The organism is Pantoea sp. SORGH_AS_0659 (assembly GCF_031453915.1).
Taxonomy (GTDB): Bacteria; Pseudomonadota; Gammaproteobacteria; order Enterobacterales; family Enterobacteriaceae; genus Pantoea; species Pantoea leporis.
In genome coordinates this window covers 578,377-596,015 of record NZ_JAVJAK010000003.1, presented here as the reverse complement: position 1 = coordinate 596,015, position 17,639 = coordinate 578,377, and the positions used below count along the sequence as shown (strand labels likewise).

Genomic DNA, 17,639 nt, shown 5'->3' with positions numbered 1-17,639 from the left:
TTTCTCCAGCTAAGGGGAGGCAGGAAGGTGCGGCGCATTAATTTGTCGAAGGATGCCGCGTGGTGTCAGCATAGAGAAAATAGTGGCTGGAAAAATAAGGGAATGGCGATTGGATGAATTGCGTCACATTTTGAAACGATGTTTTAATAATTTTATATTGAGTGTCACATTTTCAAAACATCACCACAACAATCCATATCCTGTGGGGATAATTGTGTGTTTTCAAAGGAGTTTAAACCACATGGTCCAATCTATCTCCCTGATATGCATAAAGTAAATATAGATACGACAATATCATGTTTTACGAATCCGCCTTCTCCGCCACAAACTACTCGCCATATTCATGACGAAAAGGATAAGGCGCATGTCATACCGACTGAGTTTGCTGGATAAATCGCCGATTGCCGACGGAGAGACAGCCAGCCACGCGCTTCACCGCACGTTACAGCTGGCGCAGCAGGCGGAAGCCTGGGGCTATCACCGTTTCTGGTTAGCGGAACACCACAATACCGATCGCCTGGCGAGTCCGTCGCCGGAACTGCTGATCGCCTGGATCATCGGCCAGACGCAACATATTCGCGTCGGCTCCGGCGGCGTGATGCTGCAACACTACAGCCCGTACAAAGTGGCGGAAAACTTCAACTTGCTGGCGTCCTTAGCGCCGGGCCGCATTGACGTTGGGGTCGGCAAAGCGCCAGGCGGCTTGCCACTCTCAACGCGTGCGTTGCAACTCGGCGTGCATCTGCAGGAGAAAGGCAGCTTCGCCGAGCAATTGACGCTGCTGGATAGCTGGTTGCAAGTGCCGCCAGTGGGCGATGAAGAGATTCTGCGCGCCACGCCGCAGCCGCCGCGTCCGGCCAATCGCTTCCTGCTGGGTGCCAGCGAAGAGAGCGCTAAACTGGCGGCAGAACTCGGCTGGCAGCTGGTGTTTGCGGCGCATCACAACGGCGATCCGCAACTGATGGAAAAAGTCCTCAACAGCTATCGCCAACACAGCAACGGCCAGCGCGCGCTGGTGGCGGTGCAAGTGGTGGTGGCGGATTCGCCGGCGGAAGCCGATCTGCTGGTGGATAACCTGCGCGTTTACCACGTCAGCGTGAAAGATGGCCCCAGCGTTAACGTCGGCAGCGTCGAGCAGGCCGAACGCTACGTGCGTCAGGGCGGTTATACCGATTACGTGATTGAACCGCGCACGCCATCGCTGCTGAAAGGCACCGCCGCGCAGGTGCATGCCAAGCTGGATGCGCTGCATCAGAATTTTGGCATTGAAGAGTTCGTGATTGATACGCCGGTGGCTGAAGAGCAGGCGCGCGTGAAATCACTCGAACTGTTGGCCACTCACCGTTTAGTCACCGCATGATTCGCTGCTTCCGGAGGCAGGTATGACGCAATTTAGCGAACATCAGCTGATTGACTGGCGACGTGAGCTGCACAGCTGGCCGGAGTTATCCGGTCGCGAAGTCGAAACCACCGCGCGCCTGCGCCGCTGGTTACAGGACGCCGGTTTGCGTCTGCTGGATTATCCGCTGGAAACCGGCGTAATCGTAGAAGTGGGGCACGGCGACACGTTGATTGCGCTGCGCGCCGATATCGATGCGCTACCGATTCACGAAGCCACCGGACTCACTTACCGCTCGCGCAACAGCGGCGTAATGCACGCCTGCGGCCACGATGTTCACAGCGCGGTGATGCTGGGCGCGGCCTTGCAGCTGAAAGCCGTTGAAGATCACTTGCCGGGGCGCATCCGTATTCTGTTCCAACCGGCGGAAGAGAACGCCACCGGCGCACGCCAGTTGATCAATGCGGGCGTGCTGGACGGTGTGCAGGCGATTTTCGGCATGCACAATGAACCCGGTTTGTCGACCGGCACCTTCGCCACCCGTGGCGGCGCGTTTTACGCCAATGCGGATAAATTTATCGTGCGCGTTTCCGGCAAAGGCGCGCATGCCGCGCATCCGGAAGAGGGCGTGGACAGCATTGTGGTCGCCAGCCAGATTATTCAGGCGCTGCAATCGCTCACCAGCCGCAGCTTCAATACGCTGGACAGCTTAGTGCTCAGCGTCACGCGTATCGACGCTGGCAAAACCTGGAACGTACTGCCCGGCGAGGCCGAATTTGGCGGCACGGTGCGCACCCATGACAAACAGGTGCGCGCGGAGCTGGAGCAGCGCGCCCGCACGCTGGTGGAGAATATCGCCGCCGCCAACGGTGCCAGCGCCACCTTCAGCTGGCATCCGGGTCCGCCGGTGCTGGAGAACGATGCGCGCTGGGCGCAGTTTGCCAGCAACGTGGCGCAGCAGGCGGGATACCGCGTGCAGACCGCTGAGTTACATCTCGGCGGCGAAGATTTTGCCTACTACTTACAGCAGATCCCCGGCGCGTTTGTCAGCATTGGCAGCGCGAGCGAATTTGGTCTGCATCATGGCGGCTTCAATCCTGATGAAGCGCTGATTGCCCCCGCTGCTCACTATTTTACGCAACTGGCTCAGCAAGCGTTGCAGCACCTCAACGCGCGATGTCGTGACGCCATTCTGAACTAACGCGATTCACCCGTTTAATTCCGGTTCTGCACGGCGACAGGCATGTCGCCGTCAGGCTGCGCCTTGGCAAAAGAGAGAACATTATGACTGCAAGACAACTGCGATTGGGCACCATTCTGCATGGCGCGTCCGGCAATATGTCCGCGTGGCGTCATCCGGCGGCGCTGGCCGATGCCAGCATCAATTTTGATTACGCCAAACACATTGCGCGCAAGGCGGAAGCGGGCAAGCTGGATTTCCTGTTTGTTGCCGATGGCCTGTTTATTAACGAAAAATCGATTCCCCACTTCCTCAATCGCTTCGAGCCGCTGACCTTGCTGTCGGCGCTGGCGGGCGTAACCGAGCATCTTGGTTTGGTCGGCACGGTTTCCACCTCATACAGTGAGCCGTTCACCGTGGCGCGGCAGTTTGCCAGCCTCGATCATCTGAGCGGCGGTCGTGCGGGCTGGAACGTGGTGACCTCGCCGCTGGAAGGTTCGGCGAAGAACTTCTCGCGCCAACAGCATCCGGAACACGCGCTGCGCTACCGCATCGCTGATGAGTATCTGCAAGTCGTGAAAGGGCTGTGGGATTCGTGGGAAGGCGACGCTTTCGTGCGTAATAAAGAGAGCGGCCAGTTCTTTGATCCTGAGAAGCTGCACACGCTGAATCACCACGGCGATTTCTTCCAGGTGCAAGGGCCGCTGAATATCGAACGCACGCCGCAAGGACGTCCGGTGGTGTTCCAGGCAGGCGCATCGGAAGATGGCCGCAAGCTGGCCGCTAAACACGCCGACGCAATCTTCACCCATCAGCCAACGCGCGAAGAGGCGCAGGCGTTCTACCGCGATGTGAAAAAACAGCTGGTGGCGAATGGCCGCGAGCCGGGCGATCTGCACATTTTCCAGGGCGTCGGTGTGATTGTTGGCGACAGTGCGGAAGATGTGGAGCAGCAGTATCAAACCACCGCTGCGCTGGTTTCCATCAAAGATGCGCTCAACTATCTCGGTCGCTTCTTCGATCATCACGACTTCTCACAATATTCGCTGGATGAGCCGTTCCCGGAACTCGGCGATATCGGGCAAAACAGCTTCCGCAGCACCACCGACGAAATCAAACGCAAGGCGCGCGAGCATGGCCACACGCTGCGCCAGGCGGCGCTGGAAGCCGCGACGCCGCGTCCGCTGTTCCACGGCACGCCAGAGCAGGTGGCCGACGGTTTGCAGCTGTGGTTTGAGAGCGAAGTGACCGATGGCTTCATCATTCAGGGCGGCACGCCAGATACCTTCGAACGCTTTGTCGATCGCGTGGTACCGATTCTGCAAGCGCGCGGTTTAACCCGCAGCAAATACCCCGGAACCACGCTGCGCGCCAGCTTTGGTCTGAAAGATCCGGTTAACCAATACACACAAAAATAAAACTTGAGAATAGACGCTATGCAGAAAAAATCCCTTATTGCGCTGTTGTTGCTGGGCATGAGCAGCGCCGTATACGCCGAAGATGTGGCGGTTAACGGTCAGAACATCAGTGTTGAAGCCAACAAAACGCCGATCAATACCGCGAAAAATGACGCCGCAGTGGCGCAGATCCCGGCTGGACATCGCTTTGCCGTGCCGGGTTCGTTCACCGTAGCGGTCGCCGCGCTGAATTCGCCGCCATTAACTGTATTCAGTGATGACAACAAAACCCTGCTCGGCAGCGAAGTGGATATCGCCCGCTTAGTCGCCGACAGCCTGGGTCTGAAACTCAACGTGGTGCCAACTTCATGGGAAGACTGGCCGCTGGGCGTGGCATCGGGCAAATACGATGCGGCGATCAGTAACGTGACCGTCACTAAAGAGCGCAAAGAGCGCTTTGATTTCGCCACCTATCGCAAAGATTCACTCGGTTTTTACGTCAAATCCAGCAGTCCAATTAAGTCGCTGACCAAAGCCGAAGATATTGCCGGACTGCGTATTATCGTCGGCTCTGGCACCAATCAGGAATCGATCCTGCTGGCCTGGGATAAAGAGAATCAGGCTAAAGGATTGAAGCCGTTTACGCCGGTGTATACCAAAGACGATGCGGCCCAAACGCTGGCGCTGCAGTCAGGCCGCGCCGATGCCTACTTTGGTCCGAACGTAATTGGCGCCTGGAAAGCGGCGCTGACCAAGCAGACGCGTTTGGTTGGCAGCGTCGATGGCGGCTGGCCTAAAGCGGCGCACATCGCGGTGACGGTGAAGAAAGATGGCGGTTTAGTGAAGCCGATCAACACCGCGCTGAATGGCGTGATCAAGAACGGCGATTACGACAAGGTGCTGAAGCGCTGGGGTGAAGGCGTGGAGCGTATCGACAGTTCAGAGATCAATCCGGCCGGATTGGGCGATTAAGGAGGCAGCATGAGCGAGCAACTGTTCCGCGAAGTATCACCGGAAGCGCCTGAGCTGCAACCGATTTTGACCGGACTGTTTGGTGAATATACCGCGCGCTACGGCGCGTTCTTCACCAGCCAAAAAGAGGTGGAGCTGACCGAATGGTATTTGCCGCCGCGCGGGCTGTTTATTGTGCTGGAGCGTGACGGCGAGATCATCGCGATGGGCGCATATAAACCCTACGACGAGGTGACCGCTGAGTTTAAACGCATCTGGACGCGCAGCGATCTGCGTCGTCAGGGATTGGCGCTGCTGATCCTGCAGGAACTGGAGCGCCGTGCGCTGCGTGCGGGCTATCAGCGCGTGTTTCTCACCACCGGTTTCCGCCAGCCAGAAGCGGTGAAGTTGTATATCGGCCACGGTTATCAGCCGCAGTTTGAGCTGCTGGAGGATATGGAAGTCTACAGCCAGCCGCCACACGATGGACGCTTGCGCTTCCTGAAAGTGATTGATGTACATAGCGTGGCGCAGGCCAGCTAAGGAGTTGTAATGCGTAATGAACCACAACGTTTAACCGTGGTGCCGGCGCGCTATCCGGCACGTACCGTCGGCGCGATTGTCGCGTTGTTTATTCTGGCCAGCGTGATTGATTCGGTTGCGTTCAATCCGCGCTGGGAATGGGGCGTGTTCGCCAAATGGTTTTTTGATCCGGTGATCCTCAGCGGTTTGGGGCAAACGTTGCTGCTGACGCTGTTTGGCACCATACTCAGCCTGATTTTTGGCGGTTTGCTGGCGCTGGCGCGCCTCTCGTCATCCTGGCTGCTGAGTACGCTGGCGTTTGGCTATATCTGGCTGTTTCGCTCGCTGCCGCTGATCGTGGTGCTGATCATCCTCTACAACTTCTCCTATCTGTACGACACTTTGTCGCTCGGCATTCCGTTTACCGCGCTGTCGTGGGGCCATTTCCAGACCATCAATGTGCTCGGCCAGTTCCCGGCGGCGGTGATTGGTTTGACGCTGGTGCAGAGCGCTTATAGTGCTGAGATCATTCGCGGCGGCTTTTTGGGTGTCGATCACGGCCAGTTTGAAGCGGCTTCGGCGCTGGGATTATCCTCCACGCGCCGTACCTTCCGCATCATTCTGCCCCAGGCGCTGCGCGCGATTATTCCTACCACTTTTAATGAAATCATCAGCCTCGCCAAAGGCACCTCAATGGTTTACGTGCTGGCGATGCCGGAACTGTTCTACACCATTCAGATGATCTATAACCGCACGCAGCAGGTGATTCCGCTGCTGATGGTCGGCGCGGCCTGGTATCTGATCATCACCACCGTTTTGTCACTGCTGCAGCACAGCGTTGAGCGCTGGCTGGCGCGCAGTGTCACCCGTGAACCGCAGCCGTCGCGCTGGCGTCAATGGCGTAACCGCAGCGCCAAACCTGCAACCGAGGAGCTTTCCCATGTCCGAAGCCATTGATTACCGCAATCTGCATACCGCTGGCGCCATTAGCATTACCGGCGTGAGCAAGTCGTTCGGCAAACTGAAAGCGCTGGATGATGTGTCACTGGAGCTGGAACCGGGATCGGTGACGGTGATTCTCGGGCCGTCTGGCTCGGGCAAATCGACGCTGCTGCGCACCATTAACCATCTGGAGCGCGTTGATGAAGGCTATATCCAGATCGATGGCGATTACATCGGTTATCAGCGTCGCGGCGACAAGCTGTATGAGCTGAAAGAGCAGGCAATTCTGCGTCAGCGCATCAACGTTGGCTACGTGTTCCAGAACTTCAATCTGTTCCCGCATCTGACGGTGCTGGAGAATCTGATTGAAGCGCCGATTGCGCATCGTCAACTGTCTCGCCGTGAAGCGATTGATCGTGCCGGTGAGCTGCTGGATGTGGTCGGTTTGCGCCACAAAGCCGATGCCTGGCCGCGCCATTTGTCGGGCGGCCAGCAGCAGCGCATCGCGATTGCGCGCGCCTTGATGCTCAATCCGCGCGTGATGCTGTTTGATGAACCGACGTCAGCGCTTGATCCCGAGCTGGTGGGTGAAGTGCTGGATGTGATCAAAAAACTGGCGCGTTCCGGCACCACGCTGGTGATTGTCACGCACGAAGTCGGTTTTGCGCGTGAAGTGGCGGACAACGTGGTGTTTATGGTCGATGGACGCATTGTTGAGCAGGGCAGCAGTAATCAGGTGCTGAATCAGCCGCGCCACGAGCGCACCAAACGTTTTCTGGCGCGGGTACTTTAATGGAACGAGTGATTATTGCGGCGTTGCTGACAGTGATGTCAGGCGCGCCAGCCATCGCAGCAGAAACGCTGGATGCCAAAAACAACGAAACGCCGATCAATATAGCCGCAAATCCCCAGGCTATCGCGAAGATTCCGGCGGGTTTTCACTTTGTGAATCCGGGTTACTTGACCGTCGCCACTACGGCGATGAACTCGCCGCCGATCGGTTTATGGGCGTCGGATAATAAAACGCTGATCGGCAGCGATCCGGATATTGCGCGTCTGCTGGCGGACAGTTTGGACTTAAAGCTGAAGCTGGTGCCAGCCGCCTGGGAAGATTGGCCGCTGGGTATTACCGCTGGACGGTATGACGTGGCGATGTTCAATATTGCCGTCACCGAAGAGCGCAAAAAGAAGTTCGATTTCGCCACCTACCGCGCGGATAACCACGCCTTTGCGGTGAAAACCAACAGCGCGATAACTGCGATTAAGGGCCGCGAAGATGTGGCGGGTAAGCGCATCATTGTGGGTTCGGGCACCAATCAGGAGCGGATTTTACTCAGCTGGGATGAGAAGAACCGCGCGCAGGGCTTAGCGCCGGTGCAGCCGATCTATCTCAACGATGATGCGGCGGCCACGCTGGCGCTGCTTTCGGGACGTGCGGATGCAACGTTTGGCCCTCAATCATTGGCAGCATGGAAAGTCGCTTCGCGCGGGCAGACCAAAATCGTCGGTCACGGCCCGTTCCGGGCTTGGGTGGCGGTGACCACTAAAAAAGGTAATGGATTGGATGTGGCACTGCAGCAGGCGATCAATGGCGCGATTGCCAGCGGCGAGTACAAACAAGTATTGGCACGCTGGGGCGAACAGGAAGAGGCGGTGGAAACCTCGCAGGTGAATCCGCCGGGGATTGTTTATCAGTAATTTTCTGTTCTGCTTAATTTTGCGAGAAAGCTCACGATGTGAAAGTTGTGGGCTTTTTTTATTTCATTGGGTTTTAGGTCGGCTCACATTAAATTTTCTATTGTTAGTTATGGCTTCCACTAATTAGACCAATGATCTCCCTAAAACATCATTCTGTTATTCGAAACGCTAATGTTTTAAAAATATTTTAGTGCCAGGATGCTTACGGTTTTGTGTGATGTGCATTCATTCAACGGAGGTAAGGGAATGCAGGAAAGAGGCAGCAGACTTGAAAGTCAGGTTAATGTACTTTTCACCGATGTGCCAGCGAACAAATCTAATGATGCGACTAAGCAAGATGTCGAGTCCAGAGGAGTTAAGGTGGAGTCGATAAACAGCGATTTGTATGAGGCGATAATGATACAAACTAAATGGCTGGTAGCAATGCAATTCATGACACTTGGGTTAGGACTTTTCCTCGCGAAACTGCTGTTTTAGTTAATATTTCGTGTGCCGGTCGCCATAAATGGCGACCCTGCAAAACAGCAGATTATATTTTGGCTTTTTTGATCCATACCTGCGCATCTGCGGGCGGCAGCGGGCGGGCGAAATGGTAGCCCTGAAACAGATGACAGCCTTTATCGCGCAGGTAGGTGAAATACTCCTCACTCTCGATGCCTTCAGCCAGCACATTCAGACCCATTTCACGCGATAACTCGATGGTTTTCTGCACCACAATCGCCGATGACTCATTTTTAAAAATCTGCATGATTAATGATTTATCAATCTTAATATCATCAATGGCAAAATCACTGATCGATTTAAGCGATGAATAGCCGACGCCAAAGTCATCAATCGCCCATTTAACACCTAATTGGCTAAAATGGCTGATTACGTCGCCAATACGCTTCTGGTCGTAGACAAAGGTGGTTTCAGTAATTTCAAACTTGAGGCGTTCGGGGCGGATTTTATAATGCGACAGCGATAACAAGGTATCCTGGGTGAAATCGCGGTGTATTAACTGCAGCGGACTGATGTTAACAGAAAACACCAAATCACTAAGGTGCTGACCGCGATCCCATTCGGCGATTTGCTGTAAGGTGTGTTCCATCACCCACTTGCCAATGTCGATAATCAAGCCACTTTTTTCGGCCACTGGAATAAACACTTCGGGTGAGATAAAGCCTTTAACAGGATGCTTCCAGCGCAGCAGGGCTTCAAATCCAATCAGCTTTTTATTGCTGTCGACTTGTGGCTGGTAATAGAGCTCCAGCTGATTCTTTTCGATGGCTTGTGAAAGTTCACGTTTGATCAAATCGGTTTCGGAGTAGTTGCCGCGCAGCGTGAATGCCGTTAACAACAGCGCGATCATCGGCACTGCACAGTTGACGATATAAAAGCCGGATTCATGCGGAATATTGAGCTGAAACGCGCTATGTTGCCAGGTTAATCCGGTCGAGATAAAAAACAGATAAACCACCAGGCAGATTAACGGGAATATTTTACTTAAGTAAGGTGTTTGCTGGCGTAATACCAATGCTGAGCCAACGGTTAACGCCACCAGATAATTGTACTCAGAGTGTTTTTCTACTCTGTGGTCATTATCCAGCAGAAACAACAGCATTATGATCAGTAACAAAGCATGCACGATGATGTAGAGATGTTTGTTCAGCTTGTCACGGAATGCCGCAATGACAATATAAAATCCCATCGCGGTGCTCAGGCAATATAAGGCGGAAACACCATTTTCTCCCTTAATGAAATTCGTCGCTACCATATAAAAACCCGCCAGGATGCTGGAAAATCCAGCAATGAGCAGAGTTAAGCGCAATTTTTTTTCTGGGTTATCACCCTGCAAAATGAAGGGTAAATCTTTTAGCATGGAATATCTGGAGCTAAAATAAGAAATCATCTGAGGTTCTCATTTTTACTGTCATATTTATTAAATTTAATCGCATAATTATTCTAGATTCTTGCATCGATAAAGTCATAATTTTGTTTTCTCCTATCAGAGATTGTTCCTACCCAGTGCCCGGTAGGCGCGCTAGAATCAACGACCAACGGAAAGGCTTTCACAAAGCTTAAACTCACCTTCAACATACTGATTGCAATGAAAATACGATTCCTGTCTGCCAATGAACTAAAGCTGGCCGAGGTGCGTACCATCCTTGAGCCGGTCGGTGTCGAAGTGCTGCCCATCGCACGCCGTATTGAAGAGATTCAGACTGAAAATGAGGTTGAACTGGTGCGCGACAAGCTCACCAAAGCGTTCTCTATTATTGGTCGTCCACTGTTTGTCGAACACACCGGGCTCTATCTGGATGGCCTGAACGGCTTACCGGCCGGATTGACGCGCATCTTCTGGAGCCGCCTGAATGCCGAGCGCTTCACCAAACTGGTGAACGGTTTAGATAGCGCCTGCGTCACGGCAAAAACCGTGCTTGGCTATTGCGATGGGCAAAAAATGTATCAGTTCGAAGGCGAACTGCGCGGCACCATCGCCACCGAGCCTGCTGGTCCACGCGAATTTCAATGGGACTGCGTGTTTATCCCGGAAGGGCACACGCAAACTTTCGCCGAAATGGGCGAGCTGAAAAATGAGATTTCGATGCGTCGCCTGGCGCTGGATCGCTTCGCAACCTTTTTGAAAACATCGCGGGGATTGGTATGAAACCCGAGCTAAAACGCGCCTACGACGCCGGTAAACTGATCCTGTTCGCCGGTGCAGGCATTTCACGCAATCTTGGACTGCCGGAATGGCATGAGCTGATTGCGCACCTGGCTAAAGAGCTGGGCTACGACCCGAAAATCTTCAATACCTACGGCACGCATCTGTCGCTGGCGGAGTATTACAAGCAGCGTAAAGGCTCGCTGGGACCGCTGCGCAGCTGGATGGATCGCGAATGGCATCGCCCGGATATTGACGTGCGCAGTTCTGAAATCCATACCATGATCACCCAAGGCAATTTCTCACGCATCTACACCACCAATTACGATCGCTGGCTTGAAATGGCGCATGAGGCGCACAACGTGCCTTACAGTAAAGTAGCGAACGCGGCAGATTTGGTGTCGTTGACTGAAGATAAGCGCCACATCATCAAACTGCATGGTGATTTCGACGACGATACGTCAATTGTGCTGGATGAAAGCAGCTACTTTGAACGCCTCTATTTTGATTCGCCGCTGGATATCAAACTCACGCACGACGTCATGGGCAACTCGGTATTGTTTGTGGGCTACAGCATCAGCGATTTCAATATTCGTCTGTTATTCTACCGCCTGACAAAAATGTGGGGCCGAACCGGCTTGGCCACCGCGCGTCCTAAATCGTACCTGTTCACCAACCGCAATAACCCGGTGGCAAAAGAGGTATTAGGGCAGTGGGGCATTGAGATGATCGTCTCGGAAGAGGACGATCCGCGCAAAGCGTTGGCGCTATTCCTGGAAGAATTACTGGCTTAACAGCAGAAAGTCATTGCCTGGAAAAGTTTGATCAGAATATACTGTATATAAATACAGTTAATCGAGGTGCATCATGGCAGTCGAAACCAAATATGTTGTAGTCAGAAAGGGTGAAGAAAAGATGACGTTTGCCAATAAAAAAGACGCGGATGCCTGGGACAAAATGCTCGATATGGCAGACGCCTTTACCGATTGGCTACAGCAACATCAGCCAGAGTTGGGTGAAGCGCAGGCCGAAGCATTGGGTCTGCTGTTGGCTGAACAGAAAGACGCGGTGCAGCATATCCTGCGCACCAGCAAGCTGCCGGATATTGTAAAGGCAGAAGAGGTTGCGCAAGTGCCAGAAGCCGCTGCGGAAACCGAGAGCGAAGCGGAAGCGGTAGCGCCGGAAAAGAAAGTCCGCGCGGTTAAAGCGGCGTAAGCCGTTTTGTCAGGTGCGCATTGATGCGCACCTGGTTACTCATCAATGTTTAATCTGGTAGCGCGTGCTGCGCCCGCCGCCGGGTAATTTCTCCAGACAACCTTTCGCCAGCAGTTCTGTCAGATGTCGCGTCGCCGTGGCTTTACTCACTTTCGCTACTTTCTGATACTGACCTGCGCTGATGCCTGCGTTAAATCCCTGTTCACCGCCATCCAGTAAGCGATTCAGCACGCGGGTTTGCTCCGCACTTAGCTCAGCAGCATTGTGCATTAACCAGAAGCGCGCTTTATTTTGCGTGCGCGTGACGGTTTCCAGCGCGCGCTCAAGGCTGTCATTCAGCACATCACAAAACCACAGCAGCCAATCGGTGACGTCCATGGCGCCGCGCTGCGTCTGCTGCAGGATGCGGTAATAATCGGCACGTTGCGCCAGAATCGATGCGGACATGGCATACAAGCGGATGCTCTGGCTATCCGCCTGCGCCAGCGCCAAATCGGTCAGGGCGCGGGTGATGCGTCCATTACCGTCATCAAACGGGTGCAGCGTAACGAACCACAGATGGCACAGCGCGGCGCGCAACAGCGGGTCGAGCAGCGGATCCGCGCGGCTGTGATTAAACCACGCGATAAATTCTTCAAGCTGTGCCTCCAGCCCGGCGCGCGGCGGCGCTTCGAAATGTACCGTTGGCCGATCGATACGCCCCGAAACGACCTGCATCGGTTCATCGCCGCGCAGCGTGCCGACATTCAGTCGCTTGATGGTCCATTCGCTTGCGGGGAATAACCAGCGATGCCACTGGCATAAACGCGCCAACGTGAGTTCCTGATCGCGTTGCGTGATGGCATCCATCATCATGGTTGCCAAACCTTCGGAACGTTCGGAAACCGGGTAAGGCTGATCGAGCGAAACACCTAAACGGCGGGCAAGGGACGATCGTACCGACTGCGCGTTGACGCGCTCATCTTCAATCGCTGAGGAAGAGAGGATATTGCTGAGCAGCGTATCCAGCGTTTGTTGATCGCTGTTATCTTGCACGCTGGCGCGGCCCAGCAAGACGCCGCGCTGCTGCTGCAATTGGCGCAGGCGCGGCAGTAATTTCTCATCCTGCCAGCGAAACTGCGGCCAATCGGGCTGCTGCCAAATCCACATCATAAAGTCACTCCTGAATCGCATGAGCTGAATAGAACGGCTATTCGGCTCATATGGTGAGCTGAATAATAGTCTGTAATCGGCTCATTGACCAGTAGAGCAGGCAGGCATCTGGCGCTGACCTGATGTCGGTGACCATCAATGGCAATCCACCGGAGTTTGGTACCTTGCCATCAAGTTCTACCGACGCGCGCCGATAGAGTGTTCAAAGGGATGCACGCGCACAGGGAGTGGTTCTGAATACCGAAAAGTGTCAACTCCAGGAGCGCCATAATGGCCAAACACGCATCACCTAAGAAAACAATGAGCACCCGCACGCAGATGCTGCTGACGGGCGCCTTAACCATCACACTCGGCTTTGCCGTAACCATCGGCGTGCTGAGCTGGCAATCCAGTAACGAACAAAAGTCACTGGCCGAAAGCTATCTGCAGCAGATTGCACAAAGCCAGGCGCTGCAAATTCAGCATGAACTTAGCTACGCGCGCGATGTGGCGCATAACCTCGGCCACAGCTTGATCGCATTGCCAGCGGCGGGCATTCAGGACCGTAAAGTTGCTGATAAGCTGATGGAATCGGCGCTGCGCGATAATCCCGATTACCTGTCGATCTCGGTGATCTTCGAAGAGAACGCCTTCGACGGACGTGACGCGGAGTTCGCCACCCAAGCCAATGCGGCACCGAAAGGTCGCTACGCCTTCTTCGTCGATCGCGATCAAACCGGCAATTTTAACCTGCATCCGCTGACCTCGATCTTCACGCCAGGTCAGGGCGATTACTATCTGCTGCCGCAAAAAAGTCAGAAAGATATGCTGATTGAGCCTTACAGCTACGCCTACAACGGCGTGCCGACGCTGCTGACTTCGGTAGCGGCGCCGATTGTGAGCCAGGGCAAACTGTGGGGCGTGGTGACGTCCGATATTTCGCTGGCGTCGCTGCAGGAGAAGGTCAACAAAATCAAACCGTGGGATGGCAGCGGCTATGCGATGCTGCTCTCCAGCGCGGGTAATGTGGTCTCTTATCCGGATAAAAGCCAGACCAGCAAGCCGTGGAAAGGTGATACCCATAACTTCAGCAGCAGCGTGATGGAACATCATGATGCGTTGCTGGGTGAAGATGCGCTGGTGACATGGCAGCCGGTGGTGATTGGTAACAGCGATCAGAAATGGTATCTCGGCGTGGTTGCGCCGGTCAGCCAGGTGATGGCGGCGGCGCATCGTCAACTGATTAACGCAGTGATCCTGATGATCATCAGTATTCTGGTGGTGTGTACGCTGCTTGGCATGCTGTTCAGTCGCAAAGTGCTGAAGCCGATTGGTGGCGAACCGCTGGAAGCCGCGACCATCGCGCTGGCCGTCGCCGATGGCAAACTCGATAACGTCATCACGTTGAAAGGGCGCGATAACAGCAGCTTGTTCTATGCGCTGCATACCATGCAAAACCAGCTGCGCGATATCGTGGGACAGATTCAGGATGCCAGTTCGTCGGTGCGTCAGGGCGCGGGTGAAATCGCCAGCGGCAACCTCAATCTCGCCTCGCGTACCGAGCAGCAAGCTGCCGCGCTGGAGCAAACGGCCGCCAGCATGGAGCAGATCACTGCTACGGTGAAACACAACGCCACCAACGCGCATCAGGCGACAACGCTCACCGACAACGCCACGCACATTGCCAGCCGTGGTGAAACGCTGGTGGGCGAAGTGGTGCAAACCATGGCGCAAATTGACGACAGCGCGAAGAAAATTGGCGACATCACCGCCATCATCAATAGCATCGCCTTCCAGACCAATATTCTGGCGCTGAACGCCGCAGTAGAAGCGGCGCGTGCCGGAGAACAAGGACGCGGCTTTGCCGTGGTGGCGTCGGAAGTCCGTAATCTGGCCCAACGCAGCGCCAATGCGGTGAAAGATATCGGCGCGCTGATTGAAGAATCCACGCAGCGCGTCGGCAGCGGCGTGAAGCTGGTGCAGGATGCGGGCAAGACCATGCAGGAGATGACGCAGGCGGTGAATTCGGTGCGCACCATTATCGGTGAAATCGTGATCGCTTCCGATGAGCAGGCGCGCGGCATCAGTCAGGTGACCATCGCGGTGAACGAGATGGACAGCACCACGCAGCAGAACGCCGCGCTGGTGCAAGAGATGTCTGCCGCCGCCAGTTCGCTGGAAGATCAGGCCTCGCAGCTGGCGAACACCGTTGGGCGTTTCCAGCTGAGTTAATTGAGCCTTAGCTAAGAACGCGCTGAGCGTGGCACGCCGTTTTTCTCTGAATAACGGCTGCCTATCCACCAGGTGATCAGCGCCGCCAGGGCGATCGCGCCCAGCACGGCAAACGCACTGCGATAGGAATAGGCTGCGGCAATGTTTCCCGCTAACGCGGGACTCATTGCCGCGCCGACGCCCTGCATGAGCATGATAAAACCCTGACCCGCATTGGTATGTCCACTGCCCTCAAGCACCTTCACGATATAACCCGGCACCGCCACGCCCAGCAGACCCGCCGCTACGCCATCCAGAATCTGTACCGGAATCATGAAATAAGCGCCGTCAAAAGCGGAGGCAATCAACGCACGTAATGGCAGCACCAGCAGCGCCGCCGTGATCAGCACGGGGTAGCCAAAACGCGGTGCGTGACGTGCAGCATACAGCGCCATGGGAATCATCACACATTGTGAAATAACCACCGTGGCGGCAGCATAAAGTCCAGGGCTGATGGCTGCGTTGTGCGCTGCCGCCACCCGCAGGCTCAGCATAGGTAACAGCGCGGCATTGCCAAGATGGAAGAGTAACAGCGTAACTCCCGTAATAATGACGGCAGGATTACGGGCAATCTGATAAAGACGCGGGACGTTGCTGGCCGATTCGCTGCCAGAAAGCCCGCGCGCGGCAAGGTTATCGATGTCGTTATGGCGAATAGCCAGCACGGCTGCACCTGCGCACAGCGCCATCGTCGTCATGAGTACAAACACCGCACCCGTGCCCCACAACCACACTGAAGCCCCCGCAATAATGGCGGCTGTCATATTTCCGCCGTGGTTGAAGGCTTCATTTCTCCCCATTTGATGGCTGAATCCTTGCGGACCGGCCAGGCCAAGGGTAATACCCGTCAACATCGGCGCGATGAGCGCGGCGGAAAGGCCAGTCACAATCTGCGATAAAACCACGATCCATCCCTGATGGAAATACCACAGCAGCAAGGTGGATAGGGTGATCAGGAGTGAACCGATGAGCAGCAACGATCGTTTATGGCGAGTAGCGTCTGTGGCTAAACCCGCCGGCAGGGTGGCAACCAGACCTGCAAGGCCACCGGCGGTCATCACCCAGCCAATATCTCCTGCATTCCAGTGGCGTTCTGTCAGAAATATGCCGAGAAAAGGCCCAAGACCATCTCGTACGTCAGCCATAAAAAAGTTAACCAGACACAGAGCCTGAAGCGAACGCAGTGGCATAGGAATCCTTAGCAAGTAATCGGAACGGGACGAACGTAATCATGGCAGGAAAACGGCAATTTTCCTGCCGTGATGGGCGTTAATTATGTTGCCGGGTACCAAACCGCTGCCGATACTGGCCGGGCGTGACGCCGGTGAGCTTGCGGAAAATTTTGCGGAAAGCGGAAGGGTCGCTGTAGCCGATCTCCCAGGCGATCTGATCGACCGAACGATTACTCAGCTCCAGCGCGTCGCGCGCTTTCATAATGCGTACCTGCTGCAAATAATCCGTTGGCCGCAGGCCGGTCGCTTTCTGGAAATGGCGCAGAAAAGTACGTGGCGTCATGCTTGCCAGCGCCGACATGCTCTCAATGCTGTGATGCTCGGCAACATGGGCATGAAGATGATGCTGCGCGCGCAGAATCTGGCTATCGCCGTGATCGAAATTGGGGATAAATGCCGAATAGGTGCTTTGCTCGCGTCGCGGCGGGTCGATCAGTAAAAAGCGTGAGGTCGCCAGCATGGTGCCGGTGCCGAGCACTTTTTCGATCAGCGTTAAACCCAAATCGGTCCACGCCAAAATCCCACCGGCGGTAATAATGTCGCCATCGTCAATCACCATATTTTCCACCGCGACGTCTACCGCAGGAAAACGCTCCGACAGCGTCTGCGCAAAGGCCCAGTGCGTGGTGGCGCGACGGTGATCGATTAGTCCGGTTTCGGCCAGCACAAAGGCACCGGCGCACACCGAACAGAGCGTTACGCCTGCGTCATAAAGCTCACTCATCCAGTCGGCGGGTACCTTCATTGGCACCATTTTCGCTGGCACCACCAGACTTGGCGGCGCAATCACGTGGCTCAGGCGATGTGCTGTATCGGGATGGCTATCCCAGACGCAAACCATGTGATCGCTGTGCGCATCAATCTGCCAATGTGAGACACGAATCGTCCGCTTGCGCTCTTCACCCGATATATTCTCGGCCCATTCCGCAGCAATCCTGAACATATCGGTTAAGCCATATATCGCCGCGAGTTGGCAATCGGGATAGATCACCAAGCCAATCTCCGCGACAACGCTGCTTTCGTCAGTTTTTATCATTTGTCAGTTACGGCCCTTAATGCGTCATATTTGACAATATTAGCCGCTGCCGCTTTCCATAACAATAAGCCCATCGAA

Annotated in this window: 16 protein-coding genes; 12 read left to right on the top strand and 4 right to left on the bottom strand. The window is 55.0% G+C overall.

Features of this window, described 5'->3' with window-relative positions:
• Nucleotides 1-364 precede the first annotated feature (364 nt).
• The 8 genes from Q3H59_RS23930 to Q3H59_RS23895 all read left to right on the top strand — a co-directional run bounded on the left by Q3H59_RS23930 (nt 365) and on the right by Q3H59_RS23895 (nt 8,029).
• Nucleotides 365-1,360, top strand: coding sequence for an MsnO8 family LLM class oxidoreductase (locus Q3H59_RS23930; RefSeq protein WP_137386971.1), 996 nt, complete (start codon nt 365-367; stop codon nt 1,358-1,360).
• A gap of 22 nt (nt 1,361-1,382) precedes the next feature.
• Nucleotides 1,383-2,540 carry an amidohydrolase gene (locus Q3H59_RS23925; RefSeq protein WP_309837688.1) on the top strand — a complete coding sequence of 386 codons (1,158 nt, stop codon included), beginning with the start codon at nt 1,383-1,385 and terminating at the stop codon, nt 2,538-2,540.
• Between the two features lie 83 nt (nt 2,541-2,623).
• The gene (locus tag Q3H59_RS23920) at nt 2,624-3,937 is read left to right on the top strand and encodes an LLM class flavin-dependent oxidoreductase (protein ID WP_309837686.1); all 1,314 of its coding nucleotides are present in this window, start codon (nt 2,624-2,626) and stop codon (nt 3,935-3,937) included.
• Between the two features lie 18 nt (nt 3,938-3,955).
• Nucleotides 3,956-4,888, top strand: a complete 933-nt coding sequence (locus tag Q3H59_RS23915) for an ABC transporter substrate-binding protein (protein WP_309837684.1) — start codon at nt 3,956-3,958, stop codon at nt 4,886-4,888.
• Between the two features lie 9 nt (nt 4,889-4,897).
• Nucleotides 4,898-5,410, top strand: coding sequence for a GNAT family N-acetyltransferase (locus Q3H59_RS23910; RefSeq protein ID WP_101761402.1), 513 nt, complete (start codon nt 4,898-4,900; stop codon nt 5,408-5,410).
• A 9-nt stretch (nt 5,411-5,419) separates the two neighbouring features.
• Nucleotides 5,420-6,346 (top strand): amino acid ABC transporter permease, encoded by a 927-nt coding sequence (locus Q3H59_RS23905; RefSeq protein WP_110868467.1) that lies wholly within the window; start codon nt 5,420-5,422, stop codon nt 6,344-6,346.
• Nucleotides 6,330-7,124, top strand: a complete 795-nt coding sequence (locus Q3H59_RS23900; protein ID WP_110868468.1) for an amino acid ABC transporter ATP-binding protein — start codon at nt 6,330-6,332, stop codon at nt 7,122-7,124. The genes Q3H59_RS23905 and Q3H59_RS23900 overlap by 17 nt, the downstream gene beginning before the upstream one ends.
• Nucleotides 7,124-8,029: an ABC transporter substrate-binding protein gene (locus Q3H59_RS23895; protein WP_309837681.1), complete on the top strand. Its 906-nt coding sequence runs from the start codon at nt 7,124-7,126 to the stop codon at nt 8,027-8,029. The genes Q3H59_RS23900 and Q3H59_RS23895 overlap by 1 nt, the downstream gene beginning before the upstream one ends.
• 529 nt (nt 8,030-8,558) lie before the next feature.
• Here Q3H59_RS23895 and Q3H59_RS23890 read toward each other — a convergent pair.
• On the bottom strand, nt 8,559-9,719 hold the full coding sequence (locus tag Q3H59_RS23890) for a bifunctional diguanylate cyclase/phosphodiesterase (protein ID WP_225614485.1): 1,161 nt from the start codon (nt 9,717-9,719) through the stop codon (nt 8,559-8,561).
• 399 nt (nt 9,720-10,118) lie between these two features.
• Between Q3H59_RS23890 and Q3H59_RS23885 the strand changes: the two genes are divergently transcribed.
• The 3 genes from Q3H59_RS23885 (at nt 10,119) to Q3H59_RS23875 (ending at nt 11,891) form a co-directional block, all read left to right on the top strand.
• Nucleotides 10,119-10,679, top strand: a complete 561-nt coding sequence (locus Q3H59_RS23885) for a non-canonical purine NTP pyrophosphatase (RefSeq protein WP_309837680.1) — start codon at nt 10,119-10,121, stop codon at nt 10,677-10,679.
• A complete protein-coding gene (locus Q3H59_RS23880; RefSeq protein WP_008108794.1) occupies nt 10,676-11,470 on the top strand; it encodes an SIR2 family protein in 795 nt (264 codons plus the stop codon). The genes Q3H59_RS23885 and Q3H59_RS23880 overlap by 4 nt, the downstream gene beginning before the upstream one ends.
• Nucleotides 11,471-11,543: 73 nt before the next feature.
• Nucleotides 11,544-11,891, top strand: a complete 348-nt coding sequence (locus Q3H59_RS23875) for a YebG family protein (RefSeq protein WP_222234002.1) — start codon at nt 11,544-11,546, stop codon at nt 11,889-11,891.
• A 42-nt stretch (nt 11,892-11,933) separates the two neighbouring features.
• Here Q3H59_RS23875 and Q3H59_RS23870 read toward each other — a convergent pair whose 3' ends face one another.
• Entirely contained in the window at nt 11,934-13,043 is a 1,110-nt protein-coding gene (locus tag Q3H59_RS23870; RefSeq protein ID WP_280173072.1) for a Fic family protein, read from the bottom strand.
• Nucleotides 13,044-13,313: 270 nt separating this feature from the next.
• Here Q3H59_RS23870 and Q3H59_RS23865 point away from each other — a divergent pair, with 270 nt between their 5' ends.
• Nucleotides 13,314-15,254: a methyl-accepting chemotaxis protein gene (locus tag Q3H59_RS23865; protein WP_309837676.1), complete on the top strand. Its 1,941-nt coding sequence runs from the start codon at nt 13,314-13,316 to the stop codon at nt 15,252-15,254.
• 11 nt (nt 15,255-15,265) lie between these two features.
• Here Q3H59_RS23865 and Q3H59_RS23860 read toward each other — a convergent pair whose 3' ends face one another.
• Nucleotides 15,266-16,483 (bottom strand): MFS transporter, encoded by a 1,218-nt coding sequence (locus Q3H59_RS23860; protein ID WP_101761412.1) that lies wholly within the window; start codon nt 16,481-16,483, stop codon nt 15,266-15,268.
• Nucleotides 16,484-16,562: 79 nt separating this feature from the next.
• On the bottom strand, nt 16,563-17,561 hold the full coding sequence (locus tag Q3H59_RS23855; protein ID WP_277975311.1) for a GlxA family transcriptional regulator: 999 nt from the start codon (nt 17,559-17,561) through the stop codon (nt 16,563-16,565).
• Nucleotides 17,562-17,639 lie beyond the last annotated feature (78 nt).